This is a genomic window from Catellatospora sp. NPDC049111, assembly GCF_040648615.1.
Classification (GTDB): Bacteria; Actinomycetota; Actinomycetes; order Mycobacteriales; family Micromonosporaceae; genus Catellatospora; species Catellatospora aurea.
Genome location: NZ_JBEZEB010000003.1, coordinates 73,109 through 93,305 on the forward strand (window position 1 = coordinate 73,109; position 20,197 = coordinate 93,305).

At 71.1% G+C, this 20,197-nt stretch carries 19 protein-coding genes; 6 read left to right on the forward strand and 13 right to left on the reverse strand.

Annotation, left to right across the window (positions count from 1 at the left end):
- Nucleotides 1-77: 77 nt before the first annotated feature.
- The 7 genes from AB0B66_RS05170 to AB0B66_RS05200 form a co-directional block, all read right to left on the reverse strand.
- A complete protein-coding gene (locus tag AB0B66_RS05170) occupies nt 78-473 on the reverse strand; it encodes a metalloregulator ArsR/SmtB family transcription factor (protein ID WP_120317708.1) in 396 nt (131 codons plus the stop codon).
- Nucleotides 474-513: 40 nt separating this feature from the next.
- A complete protein-coding gene (gene pyrE, locus AB0B66_RS05175; protein ID WP_360523185.1) occupies nt 514-1,044 on the reverse strand; it encodes an orotate phosphoribosyltransferase in 531 nt (176 codons plus the stop codon).
- Nucleotides 1,045-1,111: 67 nt separating this feature from the next.
- Nucleotides 1,112-1,990 carry an SDR family oxidoreductase gene (locus AB0B66_RS05180; RefSeq protein WP_360523188.1) on the reverse strand — a complete coding sequence of 293 codons (879 nt, stop codon included), beginning with the start codon at nt 1,988-1,990 and terminating at the stop codon, nt 1,112-1,114.
- A gap of 9 nt (nt 1,991-1,999) precedes the next feature.
- A complete protein-coding gene (locus AB0B66_RS05185; RefSeq protein ID WP_360523191.1) occupies nt 2,000-2,659 on the reverse strand; it encodes a hypothetical protein in 660 nt (219 codons plus the stop codon).
- Nucleotides 2,660-2,799: 140 nt separating this feature from the next.
- Nucleotides 2,800-3,432, reverse strand: coding sequence for a hypothetical protein (locus AB0B66_RS05190; protein WP_360523193.1), 633 nt, complete (start codon nt 3,430-3,432; stop codon nt 2,800-2,802).
- A 151-nt stretch (nt 3,433-3,583) separates the two neighbouring features.
- Nucleotides 3,584-6,163: an ATP-dependent chaperone ClpB gene (clpB, locus tag AB0B66_RS05195; protein WP_360523196.1), complete on the reverse strand. Its 2,580-nt coding sequence runs from the start codon at nt 6,161-6,163 to the stop codon at nt 3,584-3,586.
- An 88-nt stretch (nt 6,164-6,251) separates the two neighbouring features.
- Nucleotides 6,252-7,385, reverse strand: coding sequence for a hypothetical protein (locus tag AB0B66_RS05200; RefSeq protein WP_360523199.1), 1,134 nt, complete (start codon nt 7,383-7,385; stop codon nt 6,252-6,254).
- Between the two features lie 255 nt (nt 7,386-7,640).
- Between AB0B66_RS05200 and AB0B66_RS05205 the strand changes: the two genes are divergently transcribed.
- Nucleotides 7,641-8,072: a hypothetical protein gene (locus AB0B66_RS05205; protein WP_203694662.1), complete on the forward strand. Its 432-nt coding sequence runs from the start codon at nt 7,641-7,643 to the stop codon at nt 8,070-8,072.
- A 67-nt stretch (nt 8,073-8,139) separates the two neighbouring features.
- Here AB0B66_RS05205 and AB0B66_RS05210 read toward each other — a convergent pair whose 3' ends face one another.
- From AB0B66_RS05210 to dnaK, 5 genes are all read right to left on the reverse strand, one after another.
- Nucleotides 8,140-8,355, reverse strand: a complete 216-nt coding sequence (locus AB0B66_RS05210; protein WP_360523203.1) for an antitoxin — start codon at nt 8,353-8,355, stop codon at nt 8,140-8,142.
- A gap of 74 nt (nt 8,356-8,429) precedes the next feature.
- The gene (locus tag AB0B66_RS05215) at nt 8,430-8,837 is read right to left on the reverse strand and encodes a helix-turn-helix transcriptional regulator (RefSeq protein ID WP_360523206.1); all 408 of its coding nucleotides are present in this window, start codon (nt 8,835-8,837) and stop codon (nt 8,430-8,432) included.
- A 6-nt stretch (nt 8,838-8,843) separates the two neighbouring features.
- Complete coding sequence (gene dnaJ / locus AB0B66_RS05220) at nt 8,844-10,007, reverse strand: molecular chaperone DnaJ (protein ID WP_360523209.1); 1,164 nt, start codon at nt 10,005-10,007, stop codon at nt 8,844-8,846.
- A gap of 80 nt (nt 10,008-10,087) precedes the next feature.
- Nucleotides 10,088-10,909, reverse strand: a complete 822-nt coding sequence (gene grpE, locus AB0B66_RS05225; protein WP_360523212.1) for a nucleotide exchange factor GrpE — start codon at nt 10,907-10,909, stop codon at nt 10,088-10,090.
- Nucleotides 10,906-12,750: a molecular chaperone DnaK gene (gene dnaK, locus AB0B66_RS05230; RefSeq protein ID WP_360523215.1), complete on the reverse strand. Its 1,845-nt coding sequence runs from the start codon at nt 12,748-12,750 to the stop codon at nt 10,906-10,908. The genes grpE and dnaK overlap by 4 nt, the downstream gene beginning before the upstream one ends.
- A 162-nt stretch (nt 12,751-12,912) precedes the next feature.
- Between dnaK and AB0B66_RS05235 the strand changes: the two genes are divergently transcribed.
- Nucleotides 12,913-13,536 (forward strand): GTPase domain-containing protein, encoded by a 624-nt coding sequence (locus AB0B66_RS05235; protein ID WP_360523218.1) that lies wholly within the window; start codon nt 12,913-12,915, stop codon nt 13,534-13,536.
- A gap of 77 nt (nt 13,537-13,613) precedes the next feature.
- Nucleotides 13,614-14,912, forward strand: coding sequence for a hypothetical protein (locus tag AB0B66_RS05240; RefSeq protein WP_360523221.1), 1,299 nt, complete (start codon nt 13,614-13,616; stop codon nt 14,910-14,912).
- A gap of 100 nt (nt 14,913-15,012) precedes the next feature.
- Here the strand turns inward: AB0B66_RS05240 and AB0B66_RS05245 are convergent, their stop codons facing one another.
- A complete protein-coding gene (locus AB0B66_RS05245) occupies nt 15,013-15,228 on the reverse strand; it encodes a hypothetical protein (RefSeq protein ID WP_360523224.1) in 216 nt (71 codons plus the stop codon).
- A gap of 1,373 nt (nt 15,229-16,601) precedes the next feature.
- Here AB0B66_RS05245 and pdhA point away from each other — a divergent pair.
- From pdhA to AB0B66_RS05260, 3 genes are read left to right on the forward strand one after another with little or no spacing between them, the layout of a single operon-like run.
- On the forward strand, nt 16,602-17,744 hold the full coding sequence (gene pdhA, locus AB0B66_RS05250; protein ID WP_360523227.1) for a pyruvate dehydrogenase (acetyl-transferring) E1 component subunit alpha: 1,143 nt from the start codon (nt 16,602-16,604) through the stop codon (nt 17,742-17,744).
- Nucleotides 17,741-18,730, forward strand: a complete 990-nt coding sequence (locus tag AB0B66_RS05255) for an alpha-ketoacid dehydrogenase subunit beta (RefSeq protein ID WP_360524119.1) — start codon at nt 17,741-17,743, stop codon at nt 18,728-18,730. The genes pdhA and AB0B66_RS05255 overlap by 4 nt, the downstream gene beginning before the upstream one ends.
- Nucleotides 18,731-18,742: 12 nt before the next feature.
- Complete coding sequence (locus AB0B66_RS05260) at nt 18,743-20,194, forward strand: dihydrolipoamide acetyltransferase family protein (RefSeq protein ID WP_360523230.1); 1,452 nt, start codon at nt 18,743-18,745, stop codon at nt 20,192-20,194.
- Nucleotides 20,195-20,197: the final 3 nt, after the last annotated feature.

A 20,197-nucleotide genomic window follows, 5' to 3' on the forward strand; every position in this document is an offset into this window, starting at 1 on the left:
GTCGGCGTCGCGGCGATGGAGCCGGCCGCCCGAGGTCCAGACGAGCACGGCCCCGGCGCTTCAGGGCCTTGCCAGGGTCAGCGAGCCTTCTTGGTCGCGCGCTTGCGCGGCGGCGTCAGCAGCTCGGCGACGGTGGCGATGGCGGACGGCACCAGGCTGTAGTAGGCCCACACGCCGCGCTTGTCGCGGTTGAGCAGGCCTGCCTCGGTGAGGATGCGCAGGTGGTGGCTGACAGTCGGCTGGGACAGGCCCAGCGGAGCGGTCAGGTCACAGACGCACGCCTCGCCCTCGGGGGCAGACTGGATAAGGCTGAGCAGCCGCAGACGGGCCGGGTCGGCCAGTGCCTTGAGGACACCGGCGAGGCGCTCCGCGTCGGCACGCTCGATCGGCTCACCAGCGAGGGGCGAGATTTGAGGCAGCGGGGTTTCCACCAGAGCTGTTCCCACGTGATTTCTTCCTTCCAACAACAGCATCGATCCACCTACATATTAGCAGGTACGGATCGGAGTTCCGTTAGGCCGACAGGCCAAGGTCCGCCAACGTATAGGCGGCTCGGTACGACAGACCGGCAGCACGCACCGTATCGCCCGCGCCTCGATCGACAATAACCGCAACACCGATGACCTCGGCACCCGCCTCCCGCAGTGCATCAATAGCGGCAAGAACACTACCGCCAGTAGTCGAGGTGTCCTCGACAGCGAGCACGCGGCGGCCGGCCACGTCGGGTCCTTCGATGCGGCGCTGAAGCCCGTGCGCCTTGCCCGCCTTGCGCACCACGAACGCGTCCAGCGGACGCGTCGAGGTGTGCAGCATGGCAGCGGCGACCGGGTCGGCGCCGAGCGTGAGACCGCCGACGGCGTCGAAGTCCCAGTCCGCGGTGAGTTCGTTCAGCACGCGCCCGACCAGGGGCGCAGCAGCGTGGTGGAGGGTGATCCGGCGCAGGTCGACGTAGTAGTCGGCCTCCTGTCCCGAGGACAGGACCACCTTTCCCCGAACCACCGCGAGGTCAGTGATGAATTTACGCAGGTCGTCGCGGTCGGACATGGGACGGACACTACTCGCCGATGCTGAGAGCTCGATCTAGGGGGGTGCGTTGACCTCCCCACACTCGTCAGCTGTCGGCTTCGGTGTCCCGTCCGGTGCGCACCCGCGCCCCGCGCGCGAGCCGTCGCAGCAGCCGCGTCGGGGTGTGCCGCATGAAACCCACCAGCACTTTGTATTTCCAACTCGGCACGCTCACCGTGCGGCCCCGCCGCAGGTCACGCAGGCTGTCGGAGACGACCTGCGGAGCCTGCAGCCACAGCCACCCCGGCGTCTTCGTCATGTTGATTCCGGCCCGGTCGTGGAACTCCGTACGGGTGAATCCCGGGCACAGCGCCATCACCCGCACCCCGCGGTGGGCCACCGAAAGCGCCACCGACTCGCTGAAGTTGGTGACCCACGCCTTACTCGCCGGATAGGTGCTACCAGGCATCGCCGCGCCGAATCCGGCCACCGATGAGACATTGATGACATCTCCGCGGCCGCGCGCCGCCATCGCGGGCAGCGCCGCGTGCGTCAACCGCATCACCGCCTGCACGTTCACGGCCAGCAGGTGCAGTTCCTGCTCCACAGTGGATTTCAGGAACGGCGTGTTCAGCGACAGTCCCGCGTTGTTCACCAGCAGATCCACCGGCCGGGCGGTGTCGCGCAACCGCGCCTCCACCAACTCGCAGCCCTCCGTGGTGGCCAGATCCGCCGAAATCACACTCGCCTGCACGCCGTACGTCCGGCTCAGGGCCTCGGCGAATTCGGCCAGCCGGCCGGCGTCGCGGGCGACGAGCACCACGTCCCAGCCGTCGGTGGCCAGCCGGACCGCGAAGGCCCGGCCGATGCCCGCGGTCGCACCGGTGACCAGGGCGGTGCGGCGCTCGCCCGCCGGTTCCGGTGTGGTCTCAGGCGCTGTCGCGGCGTCGGGCACAGCGGTGCCTGCGGAAGGGGAGGAGGACATCGGCTCACCTCAAGCGGTCGTCGGCGGGGGCACCGCAGGGGTGTCGGGGCCCGGCGGCAGCGACCGCGTCCGGCTGAACCAGGCGTTCGCAGCCGGGATCGCGAGCAGCACCGCAGTGGCAATGTAGCCGAGAACCTGCCCGACGGAGGAGAGCCCGGAAAGCGCCGCCCACCAGCCGGGGAACGAGTCGACGAGAGCCTGGAACGCGCGCGTCGTCGACGGGTCCCCGCCCCCTTGCACCGTCACGTTGCCGGTGCCCAGGCTGACCGCGCCGGAGATGCCGCAGCAGGCCAGCAGGACGCCGAGAGCGCAGACGACCCAGGTGAGGATGCGGGCGATCTGATTGCCCTGCCAGACGCCCCAGGCCAGGGCCAGCAGCACGATCGCGACCAGCACCATGACCGCGGCGCTGACGACGAGCGCGATCTTGAGGCTCTTCTCCGCGGTGGCGAGGTCGGCGCGATTCACCCCTGCCAGCACGGCCCGTACCCGGAACCGATTCAGCGTGCCGCCGATCGCGGCCAGGTGCAGGATCGCGTTCACCAGATTGAGCAGGGCGAGCAGGGCGAGGATCGCTGCCGCGGCGGTGACGACCATGGGCCGGGTGAGCATCGTTCTGGGGCCGGCCGGGGACACCGGCTCCACCGGAGACGAGGCGGATTGCGACATTGGCGTACCCCCGATGCGGCCCGAAGATTGCTCCAGATCGGAAGTTACCTGCCCTACCAGGGAGTATGTGCCTGATTGGGGATATCCCCGGACTGCACGCGGGGCCGGCGCATGTCGCGCCGGCCCCGCGGTTCGCCAGGTCAGACGGTCGGGTACGCCGGCGGCGTCCACTCCGGCGCCGGCTTGCGGAAGTACGCGTTCGACGGCGGCAGCGCCAGCATGATGATCACGCCCAGCATCGACAGCAGCAGCACCACGTTCAGCACCGTGCCCACCGCGACGGACCAGGCCGGGGCGACCTCGGCCAGCCGGTCGGTGACCTCCTTCTGGTCGATACCACCGGCGCTGGACGAGCCCAAGCCGCTCCCGAGCCCCTGGAAGACCAGGCCGAAGCCGATGCAGCACAGGCCGATGCCGGTCAGCACCCACGTGGTGATCCGGGCCCACTGCTTGCCCTTGTTCACGAACAGGCCGAGCACGACGAAGAACACGGCGAGCGCGACATACAGCGCGGCGGTGACGTAGGCGGTGACGGTCGCGATGGTGGCGGTGGACTCGGCGAGGCTCGCGTCCATGCCCGCGTCCCGGTAGATGTCCTCGATGAGGCCCTCGGGCATCGACGAGAACGTGTACACGGAAATGGCCGCGCTGAGCAGCAGGATGGCCGAGATGACATAGAGCAGCAGGGCCGACACGGAAACCGTGGCCGGCCGCGGGGTGGAGCCCGGCGCGGCGGGAACGAGGTAACCGCTCGGAGGTGGCGTGTACGACATGCAGCACACCGTAATCGCCGGCCGCCAGGCGCGCCTGCGACCTCAGATCGATCGCCGCTCACCCCTCAGGAGGAGACGCGCCTGCTCCGCCGCGAACGCACACGACGGCGGGAGCGGTTCCCACCGCTCCCGCCGTCTGCGTATCGCCTGGTCAGGCCAGCTTGAGTGCGTCCCCGTCGCGGTCGATGAGCACCGTGTCGCCGTCGCGGATCTCGCCCGAGAGCAGCGCCTTGGCCAGCTTGTCGCCGATGGCCGACTGCACCAGCCGCCGCAGTGGGCGGGCGCCGTACACCGGGTCGTAGCCGTGGCTCGCCAGCCACTTGCGGGCCACGTCGGAGACCTCCAGGGTGAGCCGCCGGTCGGCCAGCCGCCGGCGCAGGCGGCTCAGCTGGATGTCGACGATGTGGGTCAGCTCGTCCTGGGTGAGCGCGTGGAAGACCACGATGTCGTCGAGCCGGTTGAGGAACTCCGGCTTGAAGTGCGTACGTACCACCGCCATCACCGCGTCGCGGCGCTGCTCCTCGGACAGGGTCGGGTCGGCGATCGCGTGCGAGCCCAGGTTCGAGGTGAGGATCAGGATCGCGTTGCGGAAGTCGACGGTGCGCCCCTGGCCGTCGGTGAGCCGGCCGTCGTCGAGCACCTGCAGCAGCACGTCGAACACGTCCGGGTGGGCCTTCTCCACCTCGTCCAGCAGCACCACCGAGTAGGGCCGCCGCCGCACCGCCTCGGTGAGCTGGCCGCCCTCCTCGTAGCCGACATACCCGGGCGGGGCGCCGACCAGCCGCGCCACGGAGTGCTTCTCGGCGTACTCGCTCATGTCGATGCGGACCATGGCCCGCTCGTCGTCGAAGAGGAACTCAGCCAGCGCCTTGCCCAGCTCGGTCTTGCCGACGCCGGTCGGGCCGAGGAACAGGAACGAGCCGGTGGGCCGGTCCGGGTCGGCGACACCCGCCCGCGCCCGGCGCACGGCGTCGGAGACCGCGCCGACCGCCTCGGCCTGGCCGATCACCCGGGAGCCCAGCGACTGCTCCATGCGCAGCAGCTTCTCGGTCTCGCCCTCCATCATCCGGCCCGCCGGGATGCCGGTCCACGCGGCGACCACCTCGGCGATGTCGTTCGCGCCGACCTCCTCCTTGAGCATCGCGCCGTTGGTCTGCAGGGCGGCCAGCTCGGCCTCGGCCCGCGCCTGCTCACGTTCCAGCGCCGGGATGCGCCCGTAGCGCAGCTCCGAGGCGCGGCCCAGGTCGAGGTCGCGCTCAGCCCGGTCGGCCTGGTCGCGCACCTCCTCCAGCTGCTCCTTGGCCGCCGAGATGGCCTGGATGTGCTGCTTCTCGTTGCGCCAGCGGTCGGACAGCGCGGCCATGTGCTCGCGCTTGTCGGCCAGCTCGGCGCGCAGCTTGGTCAGCCGCTCCGCGGAGGCCGGGTCGGGCTCCTTGGCCAGCGCCATCTCCTCGATCTCCAGGCGGCGCACCTGGCGCTCGATCTCGTCGACCTCGGTGGGCCGGGAGTCGATCTCCATGCGCAGCCGGGAGGCGGCCTCGTCCACCAGGTCGATCGCCTTGTCGGGCAGAAAGCGGTCGGCGATGTACCGGTCGGACAGGCTCGCCGCGGCGACCAGCGCGCCGTCGGTGATGCGCACGCCGTGGTGCACCTCGTAGCGCTCCTTGAGCCCGCGCAGGATGCCGATGGTGTCCTCGACCGTGGGCTCGCCGACCACGACCGGCTGGAAGCGGCGCTCCAGCGCCGGGTCCTTCTCGATGTTGTCGCGGTACTCGTCGAGCGTGGTCGCGCCGACCATGCGCAGCTCGCCGCGGGCCAGCATGGGCTTGAGCATGTTGCCCGCGTCCATCGAGCCCTCGCCCTTGCCCGCGCCGACGACCGTGTGCAGCTCGTCCAGGAAGGTGATGACCTGGCCGTCGCTGCCCTTGATCTCCTCCAGCACGCTCTTGAGCCGCTCCTCGAACTGCCCGCGGTACTGCGCGCCGGCGACCATCGCGCCCAGGTCGAGGCTGACCAGCTTCTTGTCCCGCAGCGATTCGGGCACGTCGCCGGCCACGATGCGCTGGGCCAGGCCCTCGACGATGGCGGTCTTGCCGACGCCGGGCTCTCCGATCAGGACCGGGTTGTTCTTGGTGCGCCGGGACAGCACCTGGATCACGCGCCGGATCTCGGGGTCCCGGCCGATCACCGGGTCGACCTTGCCGTCGCGCGCCCGCGCGGTCAGGTCGACGCCGTACTTCTCCAGCGCCTGGTACTGCTGCTCGGGGTCGGGGCTGGTGACCCGGCGGTCCCCGCCGCGGATCTGCGGGAACGCCGCGACCAGCGCCTCCTCGGTGGCGCCGGCCTGCTTGAGCGCCTTGCCGACCGCTCCGCCGACTCGGGCCAGGCCGGCCAGCAGGTGCTCGGTGGAGACGTACTCGTCCCCGATCGGGCGGGCGATCTGCTCGGCCGCGTTGATGGCGTTGACCAGTTCCCGGGACAGGCTCGGCTCGGCCACGCTCGACCCGCGCGCCGACGGCAGCTGCTCGACCGCGCGCGCGGCGGCCCGGCGCACGTCGGCGGGGTTGGCCCCGACCGCGCGCAGCAGGCCCGCGGCGGTGGAACCGCCCGTGTCGAGCAGGGTCAGCAGCAGGTGCCACGTCTCGACCGTGGCGTGGCCCCGCTGCTGCGCCGTCGCCGCCGCGTCCGTGATGACCTCGCGGCTCTTCGTGGTCAGACGCTGAGTGTCCATACGCTCCCTCGACTGATGGTCTCCGAACCAAAGTTGAGCCTACTGCACTCAACTTGTCCGGGCCAGTCGGGAGGGAGCCGTCGACGGGCTACTTCAAGGTGACCTTCACCCACTCGCGCGACCAGCCGTGGCCGGTGCCCAGATAGAACTCGCCGGGCGTGTCCTGCCGGGCGAACAGCGTGCCGTCGGGCAGCTCGGTGACCCAGGCCAGGCGCGGCGTGCCAGGAATCTCGACGTACCGGCCGGCGAGGTAGCCGACGGCGTCGGGCCCGGCGATGGCGAGCAGCCCGTCACCGGCCGGGGCCACCGTGTACATCTGGTTCGGCTGCTCCCGCAGGCCCTCGATCGGGCGGGCCCGCCAGGCGCCGTCGACCAGCTGCCAGATCAGCGGCAGGCCGGTCGCCTTGAGCACCGAGCCGCGTTGCAGCGAGGTCCCGCCGCCGGCGGACAGCATGTCCTGCTCGCCGACCAGCCAGACGTCGCCGGTGGGGGAGACCCGCACCGACAGCATCCACAGCTTGCGGCCGGGCTGGTCCGGCACGGCCAGCCGCTGCCAGGTGCGACCGCCGTCAATGCTGCGGGCGGTCTCCTTCTTCGGCTCGAACCGGGTCAGCCAGATCGCGCCGTCGGGCGTGACGACCGCGCCCGCGCTCTGATAGCCGTCGGGCAGCAGCACCGGCTTGCCCGTCTGCCAGTCCCGCAGCACCGGCTCGTCCGCGGCGAAGTCCACGCCGTAGCGCACACCGGTGGCGGCGTGGTAGTCGGCCGGCACGGTGGCACTGAAGGTGAAGGTCAGGCCGCCGTCGCGGGACAGGTGGTAGCCGCCGGCCTTGTCGCCCCAGATCATCATCTGCTGCGGGCCGACCACGTACAGCTGGATGCTCTCGTCCTCGGCGAGCGGCATCGGGCGCGCCTGCCAGGTGACCCCGGCGTCCGCGGTCGCGAACAGGCGGCCCCGGCAGGTCCCGTTGCCGCCGCAGTCGGTGAAGACGGCGTAGCCGTGGCGGGCGTCGGCGAACTCGACGAACGGCAGGTAGCCCGGCGGCACGCCGACCTCGGCCGTGCGCTCCTGCACCGCCGCCCGCGCGGGCGGGGACGCGGTCGTGGCCGGGAGCGGTGAGGGTGTGCCGGGGTCCTCGCCGCGCGGGGTGCACGCTGTGACCAGCGCGAGCCCGAGCGCCGTCATGAGCAGCGGGCGCACGCGGCCCGCGAACCTGTTCACGCTGGCGGAAGTCATACCCGGTCGAGCCGCGAACGGGCGGGCCGGTTCCCGTCGGCACCGGTCGATGGGGCGCTTTCGGTGTCCTGACGCCCAGCGGCCGTGCCGGGTTGGTCGCAATGCGTAACAGGTTGATGAAAGTACAGGCCGTGACCTTCCCTTGACCTGGGCAGCCGCGCTAGCGTGTCGCGGCAGCAGCGCCGCTGAATCTGGCCGCGTCTTCCCCCATCCCGCGTCTTCACAGCGGAGGAGATATCGATGAGCGCTTCTCCGGCGGTGTTCCGAGGATTCGCCAACCCGGTCGACCCCACCCCCAACGAGTTGCGCACCTGGGCGTACGCGCCAGACTCCGTGCCGCTCACCGCCATGCCGCCGGACTGGGACCTGCTCGTCTCCGGTGACCGGCTCATCGGGACCCTGTTCGACCTGGCGATGGACACCAGCTGCCCGGCCCGCCGCTTCACCATGCACTGCCTGTACATCTACGCCGCCGACGCGATCCGCACCGGCTTCAAGGCCCACCCTCGGCGCAAGCTGCGCAAGATGGTCGAGGAGGCTGAGGAGGAGGGCGACGAGCAGATGGCGATCTGGGCCCACAACACCCGCGTGCTGCTGGCCCGTCCGCAGCTCTTCGACTACCACGACTGGTGCGAAGGCGGCCTGGTCCGCCACTCGCGCAGGTTGCAGTAGGAGGACCTGACCTCGCACACACGGCTCCCCGCGGCACCTGACCGCGGGGAGCCGTGGCGCGATACGACTATTTCTTGTTCATCTTGTCGATCGCGTCTTTGGTCATGTCCTGGGCCTTGTCGACGTGACCGGCGTACTTGCCGCCGGTCTTGCTGTCGACGGCGTCGCCTGCCTGGTCGACGGCCTTCTTGGCCTTGTCCGACATCTGCTTGGCCTTGTCCGTGGCCTGGTCCGACTTGTCGTCGATACCGAGGGCGTCCTTGGCCTTGTCCAACATGCCCATTTCATCCCCCTCCGGGACAGTCCGACAATTCGGACTGACCCATGTCGACGATACCGGCCGGCGACCGGCCGGGTTCAGCCTTCGGCCGAACGCGGCCGCCACACCACCAGCGCGGTCGAGGTGCGGGTGCTCGGCAGCAGATCGGTGCGCGGGAACGCGGAGATGGTCTCCAGCTGCGCCAACCGCCGCTCGGCGTACGCCAGCTGCTGCTGGGCGTGCTCCAGCCGCTCGCGCAACTCCAGCACCAGCTGCTCCAGATCGATGATCCGCTTGACGCCGGCCAGGCTGACGCCCTCCTCCTGGCTGAGCCGCTGGATCTCACGCAGCAGCTCGACATCGCGCAGGCTGTAGCGGCGTCCGCCACCCGCGGAGCGGCCCGGCTCGACCAGACCCATCCGGTCGTACTGCCGCAACGTCTGCGGGTGCATCCCGGCCAGCTGCGCGGCCACCGAGATCAGCAGCACCTTGGCGTGCACGTCCACTGTGGATCACCTCCGTTCCAGGTGGTCCCGCCGCACCGGCGGGGCCAGCTCGGTGAAGCGCACCAGCGCGTCCCGGGCTTCCTCGGAGAGCTGCTGCGGCACCACTATCTCCACGGTAACCAGCAGATCCCCGCTGTGGCCATCACGTTTGGGCACACCCTTGCCCCGCACCCGCAGCAGCCGCCCGCTGGGCGTGCCGGCGGGCACCTTGACCTTCATCATGCCGTCCAAAGTGGGCACCCGGACCTCCGCGCCGAGCACCGACTCGGCGAAGGTCACCGGGACCGTCACGGTCAGGTCGTCACCGTTGCGGCCGAACATCGCGTCCGGACGCACGATCGCGCGGATGTACAGGTCGCCGGGGGCGCCACCGCGCTCGCCCGGCTCACCGCGCCCGGCCAGCCGGATGCGCTGCCCGTCGGAGACACCGGCCGGGATGCGTACGGTCAGCGTGCGGGTCTTGGTCACCCCACCGGTGCCGTGGCACTCGGGGCACTTCTGGTCGACGACCGTGCCCACACCCTGGCAGTCGCGGCAGGCCTCGGAGAAGCCGAACGCGCCCTGGTTGCGGTTGACCACACCGGTGCCCTGGCAGTGCGGGCAGGCCCGGGGGCGGGTGCCCGGCTTGGCCCCATCGCCGTGGCAGGTGTCGCACACGCCCAGCGTGCGCAGCGTCAGCGGCTGGGTGGTGCCCTGCACCGCGTCGGCGAAGTCCAGGAAGATCTCGGCCTCGACGTCGCGGCCACGGGCCGGGCCGCGCGGGGGAGCGCCGGTGCCGGCCCCGCCCGAGAAGATCGAGCCGAACAGGTCGGAGAAGCTCGCGCCGCCGAACCGCTGGTCCGGGCCCTGGCGTCCACCGCCCTGGCCGAACAGGTCGTTCACGTCGAAGTGCTGCCCGCCCGCGCCGCGCGCGCCGCGCCGGAACGCGCCGGCCTCGAAGAGCGAACGCATCTCGTCGTACTCGCGCCGCCGGTTCTCGTCCGACAGCACGTCGTACGCCTCGGACACCGCCTTGAAGCGCTCCTCGGCGGCGGTGTTGCCGGGGTTGTGGTCAGGATGCAGCTCGCGTGCGAGTCTGCGGTACGCCTTCTTGATCTCGCTTGCGGTGGCGTCCTTGGCCACTCCGAGCACGGCGTAGAAATCCTTCTCCAGCCAGTCTTTCGAGCTCATCCGTCCCCCTCCCCCAGTCGTGATCGAAGCTCCCTCCCCGCGCCCGGAATCGGGCGGGGGAAGGAGCCCCGGTCATGGTGTCATTCCGGTGCCGCGACGGCCACCATCGCGGGGCGCAGCAGGCGCTCGCCCAGCAGGTAACCACGGCGCATCACGTCGATGCACGTCGGCTCGGTCACGTCGGCGGACGGCAGGTGCGCCACCGCCTCGTGCCGGTTCGGGTCGAAGACGTCGCCCTTCTCGCCGAACGCGGTCAGGCCGAACTTCGCCACCACCGCGGCGATCTGGTCGGCCACCGCGCCGAACGGCCCGCTCAGGTCGCCGTGCTCACGTGCCCGGTCCAGGTCGTCGAGCACCGGGAGCAGCGCCGTCAGCACCTGGCCGGTGGCCAGCTCGGCCGAGACCGTGCGGTCGCGCTCCACCCGCTTGCGGTAGTTGGCGTACTCGGCGGTCACCCGCTGCAGGTCGGCGGTGCGCTCCTCCAGAGCGGACCGCAGCTGCGCGAGCTCCGCGCCCAGCACGGGTGCCGGCTCGGCCTCGGGCGCGGCCGTCACGGTGACCGGCTCGGCTTCGACGACCTCGCCCTCCACCGCCTCGGCGGCGTCCGGTCCGGCCTCGGCAGCCGCCTCCGGCTGCGCGACGACCGGCACCTCGATGGTGTCCTGGTCGGCGACGGCCTCGGCGGTGTCCGGGGTCGGGTCCTGCTCGGTGCTCTCCGGGGCAGGGGTCTCCTGTTCCCCGGTCGGCTGTTCGGTGCCGGCCGCCGGGGCGGCCGGCGTCGCCGGCTGCTCGGACATGGTCGCTCCGCTCGGGCTGATCTTGCGCTTGTTCTTGATCACGATGCGCTCGCCGGCGGGGGACTGCTCCTCCGCCGGCGAGGCACCCTGTGCCGCTTCGGTCACTTCTTGCCCTCGTCGTCGATGATCTCCGCATCCACGACGTCGTCGTCGGCACGGCCACCGGCCGCGTCGTGCTGCTGCTGGCCCGCACCGGCCGCGGCCGGGTTGTCACCCTGGTTGTACAGGGCGGAGCCGGCCGCCTGGGAGACCTGCGCCAGCTTCTCGTGCGCCGACTTGATCTTCTCCAGGTCGGTGCCCGCGAGCGCACTGCGCAGCTCGCTCAGCGCGTCGTTGATGTTCTCCTTGGCGTCGCTGGGCAGCTTGTCGCCGCTCTCGGCCAGGAACTTCTCGGTCTGCCACTGCAGCGCCTCGGCCACGTTGCGGGTCTCGGCCTCCTCGCGGCGGCGGCGGTCCTCCTCCGCGTGCTCCTCGGCGTCGCGGCGCATGCGCTCGATGTCGTCCTTCGGCAGCGACGAGCCGCCGGTGATCGTCATCGACTGCTCCTTGCCGGTGCCGAGGTCCTTCGCCGAGACGTGCACGATGCCGTTGGCGTCGATGTCGAAGGTGACCTCGATCTTCGGCACGCCGCGCGGGGCCGGCGCGATGCCGGTCAGCTCGAAGGTGCCGAGCTTCTTGTTGTACGCCGCCATCTCGCGCTCGCCCTGGAAGACCTGGATGAGCACCGAGGGCTGGTTGTCGTCCGCGGTGGTGTAGACCTCGGAGCGCTTGGTCGGGATGGTGGTGTTGCGCTCCACCAGGCGGTGCATGATGCCGCCCTTGGTCTCGATGCCCAGGCTCAGCGGGGTCACGTCCAGCAGCAGGACGTCCTTGACCTCACCCTTGAGCACACCGGCCTGCAGCGCCGCACCGACGGCGACGACCTCGTCCGGGTTGACGCCCTTGTTCGGCTCCTTGCCGGTGAGCTGCTTGACCAGGTCGGTCACGGCGGGCATGCGGGTGGAACCGCCGACCAGGATGACGTGGTCGACGTCGACCAGCTTCACACCCGCGTCCTTGATCGCCTGCTCGAACGGCGCCTTGCAGCGGTCCAGCAGGTCCTGGGTCATGCGCTGGAACTCGGCCCGGGTGAGCGTGACGTCCAGGTGCAGCGGGCCCTCGGCGCCGGCCGTGATGTACGGCAGGTTGATGCCGGTGGTGTTGGCGGCGGACAGCTCGATCTTGGCCTTCTCCGCGGCCTCCTTGAGGCGCTGCATGGCCATCTTGTCCGCGCCCAGGTCCACGCCATACTGGCCGCGGAAGGTCTTCACCAGGTGCTCGATGATGCGCTCGTCCCAGTCGTCGCCACCGAGGTGGTTGTCGCCGGAGGTCGACTTGACCTCGACGACACCCTCGGCCAGCTCCAGCAGCGAGACGTCGAACGTGCCGCCGCCGAGGTCGAAGACCAGGACGGTCTGCTCCTTGGAGCCCTTGTCCAGCCCGTACGCCAGCGCGGCGGCGGTGGGCTCGTTGACGATGCGCAGCACGTTGAAGCCGGCGATCTCACCGGCCTCCTTCGTCGCGGTGCGCTGCGCGTCGTTGAAGTACGCCGGGACGGTGATCACGACGTCGGTCACGGTCTCACCGAGGTAGGCCTCGGCGTCGCGCTTGAGCTTCTGCAGCACCCGCGCGGAGATCTCCTGCGGCGTGTACTTCTTGCCGTCGATGTCGACGGTCCAGTTGGTGCCGACCTCACGCTTCACGGACCGGATGGTGCGGTCCGGGTTCGTGACGGCCTGGCGCTTGGCCACCTCGCCGACGAGCACCTCACCGTTCTTGGCGAACGCCACGATCGAGGGCGTCGTGCGGGAGCCCTCGGCGTTCGCGATGACGGTGGGTTCGCCACCCTCGAGCACGGCCATACAGGAGTTGGTCGTACCCAGGTCGATGCCGACCGCACGTGCCATGTTCGTGTTCCTCCAAGATCAAGGTTGCCGCAGATTCAAGTTGAGTCCGGACGGCTCAATACTGACATGAGACCGGGAAGTGTCAAGCGGAAGGTTGAGTCGGTCACACTCAAGTTTGGTGGTGTCCTAGTGAGTTGTCCCTTTTCCGCTTACGCTTCCCCTGTGTATGACCAACGAGTAACCGAGGAGGGCGCGGTGCGCACCGGCCCCCTGCTCGCGGTGGTCGGCGGGCCGACCGGCGCGGGCAAGTCCACGCTGGTCAACAGCCTGGTCCGGTCACCCGTGAGCGCCACCGGCATCCTCCGGCCCACCACCCGCAAACCGGTCCTGGCCTGCCACCCGCGCAGCGTGGCGGCGACCCACGTGGCCGGGCTGCTGCCGATCGCCGCGCCCGCGCTGCCCGCGCACGTCGCGATCGTCGACTCGCCGGACCTCAACGCGGTGGACCAGAAGAACCGGGCGGCCACCGACGCCGCGTTCGAGCGGGCCGACCTCTGGATCTTCGTGACGACGGCGAGCCGCTACGCTGACGCCGAGGCGTGGCGGCACCTGAGGGCCGCGCAGCAGCGCCGGGTCGACCTGGCGGTGATCCTCAACCGGCTGCCCACCGAGGCCGCGGACGAGATCCTGCCGCACCTGACCCAGCTGCTCGGCGAACCGGTGCCACTGTTCGTGGTGGCCGAATCGGCGCTCGACCGGCAGGGCATGCTCTCGGACCGAGTGGTCACCCCGATCTGGGAGTTCCTCGACAAGACCGCGAGTGCGAAACTTGCCGAGTCAAGATGACACGGACGGCCGCTTCCGCGGGCGACGAGGGTTCAGGTCGGCACCGCGTCGGCTGAGGAGAGCGTGAGGAGGGACCAGTGGCCCACTCCACCCCCGGCAGTGAGTCCGTCACCACCAAGCTCGACATGGTCCAGCAGTTCGTCGACCTGGCGGGCGAGCATCTCGCCGGCGAGCCGGCGATGGAGAACGCGCGGACGGTCGCGGAACGCTCCGCCGACCGGCTGCGGCTGGCCCGCGGCTTCACCACCATCGCGCTGGCCGGCACCACGGGCAGCGGCAAGTCCAGCATGTTCAACGCGTTCACCACGATCGACCGGTCGCCCGCGGGCATCCTGCGCCCGACGACCTCCGAGCCGTACGCGTGCGTCTGGGGCAGCCTGACCTTCGCCGACGAACTGCTCGACTGGCTCGGCGTCTCGTCGCGCCGCCGGTTCACCCGGGAGTCGGCGCTGGACGCCAACGACGAGGTCGGCCTGCGCGGCATGATCCTGCTCGACCTGCCCGACGTCGACTCCGTCGAGCCGCGCCACCGCGCCGAGGTCGACCGGCTGCTGCACCTCGTCGACGTGGTCATCTGGATCTGCGACCCGCAGAAGTACGGCGACCAGCTCGTGCACGAGGGCTACCTGCGCCAGCTCGCCAGCTCGCGGGAGGGCCTGATCGTCGCCCTCAACCAGACCGACCGCCTGCAGCCCGCCCAGCTGCCCAAGGTCGGCGCCGACCTGCGCCAGCTACTCGACGAGGGCGGCCTGTCCAAGGTCCCGCTGGTGCCGACCTCGGCCACCGGCGAGGTCCCGCAGCTGCCGCCGGCCAAGCGCGGCCCGATCAAGCCGAAGCCCGGCCCGTTCGTCGCCGAGCGTTCCACCCGCGGGCACTCCGGCGTCTCCGCGCTGCGCGCGCTGCTGGAACCGATCATCCTGCGCGGCACGCTGGCCGAGGAGTCCGTCGACCGCGACCTGACCGCGAGCATCGCCGATCTGAGCAAGCTCGTCGGCGGCCCGGCCAGCCCGCCGACGATCAACCCGCTGGTCCGCGGGCTGTCCTCGGCCGGCACCGACGCCGCCCGCATCGAGCAGACCATCCAGGCGTACGCCGCCAGCGCCTCGGTCGGCCTCCCCGGTCCCTGGGCCAAGGCCGTCGAGCAGGCCGCCCGGTCCCGCCTGCACGAGCTGCCCGCTGCCCTGGGCCAGGCCGTCGCGTTCGCCGACGCCCAGCGCCCGCGCCGCAACTGGCTCCCCGGCGGCAAGAAGCGCGCCGACCAGAAGACCGAGATCGTGCTGCGCGCCGAGATCGACAAGGTCGCCCTGCGGTACGTCGTCGAGCCGGTCCGCCGCGCCCTGGCCGCGTACGAGCGCTCCCGCACGACCCTTTCGTAAGCGCCTCCTGCAAGATCGCTGTTTGTGGCCAAGAAGTAAGGCGTGACCACACTTCTCGCCCACAAACAGCGATCTTCACTTCGAGCGGGGGCGTGGGACGTCAGCGGCGAGCGTGTCCGCGCCGCGGTTCGGGCTTGCCGGCGTTCGCCTTCTTCTTGGCACCGTGCTTGGCGACGCGGTGCTTGGCGGCACCGTGGTTGGCGACGCGGTGCTTGGCGACACGGTGCTTGGCGACACCGTGGTTGGCGGCACCGTGGTTGGCGACGCCCTGGGGCTTGGCGCTGGTCCCCTTGCCGTGGGGCTTCGGGCTGACCACGTCGCGGCGGCTTGGGAGCTTGCGGCCCTGGCTCCGGCGCGCGGACAGTTCGGTCTCGCCTCGGAGACCTGCACGGTGCAGCCCGGACCGCAACAGGCGGGAGGCCGTGGCGGCAGGGTCCGCCGATGCGCGCGACTTCAGCGGGCCTCGGGCAGTGGCCTGCGGCAGCTGACGTGATGACGGACGACGGACGACCGGTGCCACAGGGCGGGCGGCGACGACGTGTACGGAACTCGCACGCCGCACCGGGCCGGGACGCTCACACTGTTCGCCGCCGCTGCCCGGGCCACCGGCACCGCCACCAGGCCATCCCGGCCAGGCGGGACCGTTCGGCCGCCCGGGACCACCATGACCGCCCGGCCGCCCCGGCCCGTCAGAACCGGGCGGGCGGCTGGGATGGCCGTGCCCACCTGGCACCCAGGGACCGCCTGGATGGGGGGGTCCCGGGAACCAGGGCCCGCCTGGGAAGGACGGCCCGCCTGGGAACGACGGGCCGCCTGGAAACGACGGGCCTCCCGGTGGCGCGGGCTCGCCGGGGGTGGACGGTCGGGGTGGGCCGCCGGCGGGCGGGAGAGGGCGGGCCGGGGCCGGTGCGGCCGGTCGCCAGATCGGGCGGATCGGCAGCGTGACGGCCGGGCGACGGCGTTCGAGCACGGGTACGGCGACATCGTCGGACCGCTCGTCGTCCTCGTCGTCGTTTACCGCCGGTCCGCCTCGCTGTGCGAGTCCCGGGTCGTTCTGCGGGGCGGGCCGGACCGGGCGGTCGGGCAGCCGGAACGAGCCGTGGGCGAGGTGGTCGCCCGGCACCACGAACGGCTGCACCGGCCCGGCCAGGCGCTCGCCGAAGTCGGGGTCGACCCCTTCGACACCGGCCCGCAGCACGATCCAGGTCGGCACAGCGGTGATCCCGACCAGCAGCGCGACCAGCAGGCCGTGCCGCCGGGAGGGAGAGCGGCGGGGGGTCGGTGCGACGGGGGCCCGGAACGCCGCCGGCACCGCGGGGGGCGGGGGCGGCGGAGGCGGCGAGCCGAAGAGGTCTTCGAGGAAATTGTCGTCGGGCATCGGAGTGCTCCTAGGGCACGGGGGAATTCGCCCAGAATGCCCCAACGACATCCATGATCCGGGTATTTGAGGTATTCCTAGACGCAGGTTTTTCCGCTACCGGTTGCCAATATCACCTGCCCGGCCTGTGACTGCCGCCACCGATACGGCAGTATGGGGGCCAGGCGGCAGAGTGGCCGTGGTCACCGCGTACTCCGGACTCACTACTGCCGCAGCCAGGCGTCTTCGCCCCACGAGGGACACGACGTGGCGCCACCGATGCGCGGCAGACACACCCCGTCGCCGACGCACCACTGACAGGGAGAACACGGATGACCAAAGTCGAGCGCGCGGCCTCCCGCCGCGGCGGCAAGCGCTCGGGGCCCCCCGAGCCGGAGTTCGTACAGCTCCTCACCCCCGAGGGTGACCGAGTCTCACACCCCGACTACTCCGTCGACTTCACCGACGACGAGCTGCGCGGGCTGTACCGCGACCTGGTCACGGTGCGCAAGCTCGACGCCGAGGCGACCGCTCTGCAGCGCCAGGGTGAGCTGGGCATCTGGGCCAGCCTGCTGGGCCAGGAGGCGGCGCAGGTCGGCTCCGGCCGCGCGCTGCGCAAGCAGGACATGGCCTTCCCGACGTACCGGGAGCACGGCGTCCTCTACTGCCGCAACATCGACCCGATCATGCCGCTGGGCCTGTTCCGGGGCGTGGACCAGGGCGGCTGGGACCCGGTGGCGCACCGGTTCAACATGTACACGATCGTCATCGGCGCGCAGACGCTGCACGCGACCGGCTACGCCATGGGTGTCGTCAAGGACGGCAAGGTCGGCGACGACGACGAGACCAGCGAGGCCGTCATCGCCTACTTCGGCGACGGCGCGACCAGCCAGGGCGACGTCAACGAGTCGTTCATCTTCAGCAGCGTGTACAACGCGCCGATCGTGTTCTTCTGCCAGAACAACCAGTACGCGATCTCCGAGCCGCTGGAGCGCCAGACCCGCATCCCGCTGTACCAGCGCGCGGCCGGCTTCGGCTTCCCCGGCATCCGGGTCGACGGCAACGACGTGCTGGCGACGTACGCGGTGACCCGCGCGGCACTGGACAACGCCCGCCACGGCCAGGGCCCGACCCTGATCGAGGCGTACACGTACCGCATGGGCGCGCACACCACCTCCGACGACCCGACGCGCTACCGCGTGGCCAGCGAGGTCGAGGCGTGGCAGGCCAAGGACCCGGTCGTGCGCATGCGCAAGATGCTGGAGAAGCAGGGCCTGGCCGACGAGGCGTTCTTCGCCGCCGTCGACGAGCAGGCCAGGGTCGAGGCGGTGGCACTGCGCGAGCGGGTGCTGTCGATGCCCGACCCGGACCCGGTGACCATGTTCGACCACGTCTACCCCAACGGCTCGCCACTGATCGACAAGCAGCGCGCCGAGTTCGAGACCTACCACGCCTCGTTCGAGGGGAGCCACTGATCATGGAGACGCTTACCCTCGGCAAGTCGCTCAACCTGGGCCTGCGCCGCGCGATGGAGGACGACAGCAAGGTCCTCATCATGGGCGAGGACGTCGGCAAGCTCGGCGGCGTGTTCCGCATCACCGACGGCCTGCAGAAGGACTTCGGCGACGACCGCGTCATCGACACCCCGCTGGCCGAGGCCGGCATCGTCGGCACCGCGATCGGCCTGGCGCTGCGCGGCTACCGCCCGGTCGTCGAGATCCAGTTCGACGGCTTCGTGTATCCGGCGTACGACCAGATCGTGTGCCAGGTGGCGAAGTTCCACTACCGGTCGCGGGGCAAGGTCAGCCTGCCCATGGTCATCCGGATCCCGTTCGGCGGCGGCATCGGCGCGGTCGAGCACCACTCGGAGTCGCCCGAGGCGTACTTCTCGCACACCGCCGGCCTCAAGGTCGTGGCGTGCAGCAACCCGTCCGACGCGTACTGGATGATCCAGCAGGCCATCGCCAGCGACGACCCGATCATCTTCTTCGAGCCCAAGCGGCGCTACTGGGAGAAGGGCGAGGTCGACACGGCCGCGCCGCTCTCGTCGGCGTACCCGCTGCACAGCTCGCGGGTGCTGCGCTCCGGCGCGGACGCGACACTGCTGGCGTACGGCCCGATGGTGCGCACCTGTCTGGACGCCGCGACCGCGGCGGCCGAGGACGGCCGCAACCTGGAGGTCATCGACCTGCGCTCGCTGTCCCCGCTGGACATGGCCCCGGTGTTCGAGTCGGTCCGCAAGACCGGCCGCGCCGTGGTCGTGCACGAGGCCCCGGGCAACATCGGCCTGGGTGCCGAGGTCGCGGCCCGGATCTCCGAGGAGTGCTTCTACTCCCTGGAGGCCCCGGTGCTGCGGGTGACCGGCTACGACATCCCCTACCCGGCCTCCCGGGTGGAGGAGGAGTTCCTGCCCGACCTGGACCGCGTGCTCGAGGCCGTCGACCGTTCCTTCGGGTTCTGAGGGGGCTGACACATGGCGATCAACCAGTTCCCCCTGCCCGACCTCGGTGAGGGTCTGACCGAGGGCGAGATCCTCAAGTGGCTCGTCGCCGAGGGTGACGTCATCGAGCTGAACCAGCCCATCGTCGAGGTGGAGACCGCGAAGGCGGCGGTCGAGATCCCGGCGAAGTGGGCCGGCACCGTCGTGAAGATCTTCGTGCCCGAGGGCACGGTGGTCGAGGTCGGCTCCCCGATCATCTCGATCGACACCGGCGGCCCGTCCGCGCCGGTCGCCGACGACATGTCCCAGGGCGCCGCTGCCCAGGCCGAGAAGGCCGCGGGCGAGGAGGCCACCGGTGGGCTGATCGGCGAGACCACGGCGTCGGGCCGCACCGCGGTGCTGGTCGGCTACGGCCCCCGGGTCACCGCCGCCAAGCGCCGCGCCCGCAAGGGCGACGCTCCCGCGGCTCCCACTCCGGCTCCGGCCGCGCCCGCTCCGGCGGCGCAGGTCGTGGCGCCGGCGGCTCCGGCCGCCCCGGCGAGGGCCACCGCTGCCCCGGCCGCCACGGCTCCGGCCGGTGCTGCTCCGGCGACGGGTGCCAACGGGCACGGCGTGCTGGCCAAGCCGCCGGTCCGGATGCTGGCCCGGACCCTCGGCGTGGACCTGTCCACGTTGACGGGCACCGGCCCGCAGGGCTCGATCACCCGGGACGACGTGCAGGCCGCGCTGGCCGCCCCGGCCGCCGCCGCGCCGCGCGCGCAGGTGGTCATGGTCCCGGGCGAGCGCGAGACCCGCGTGCCCATCAAGGGGGTACGCAAGCTGACCGCGGCCAACATGGTCGCCTCGGCCTTCACGGCTCCGCACGTCACCGAGTTCCTGACGGTCGACATGACGCGGTCGATGAAGGCACTGGAGCGGCTGAAGGCCGACCGGGAGTGGCGTGACGTGCGCGTCTCGCCGCTGCTGCTGGTCGCCAAGGCGGTGCTGCTGGCGGCGAAGCGCCACCCGATGGTCAACTCGTCGTGGGACGAGGCGGCGCAGGAGATCGTGGTCAAGGACTACGTGAACCTGGGCATCGCGGCGGCCACCGAGCGCGGCCTCATCGTGCCGAACATCGCCGACGCGGGGCGGCTGTCCCTGCGGGAGCTGGCCGACGCGATGACCGACCTGGTGGCGACGGCGAAGTCGGGCAAGACGCCGCCGTCGGCGATGTCCGGCGGCACGTTCACGATCACCAACGTGGGCGTGTTCGGTGTGGACACCGGCACCCCGATCCTGCCCCCGGGCGAGGCCGCGATCCTGGCCTTCGGCGCGGTGCGGGAGACTCCGTGGGCGCACAAGGGCAAGGTCAAGCTGCGCCAGGTCACCACGCTGGGCCTGTCGTTCGACCACCGCATCATCGACGGCGAGCTGGGCTCGAAGTTCCTCCGGGACATCGGCGCCTTCCTGCACGACCCCGAGGCGACGCTGCTCGCCTGGACGTGATCC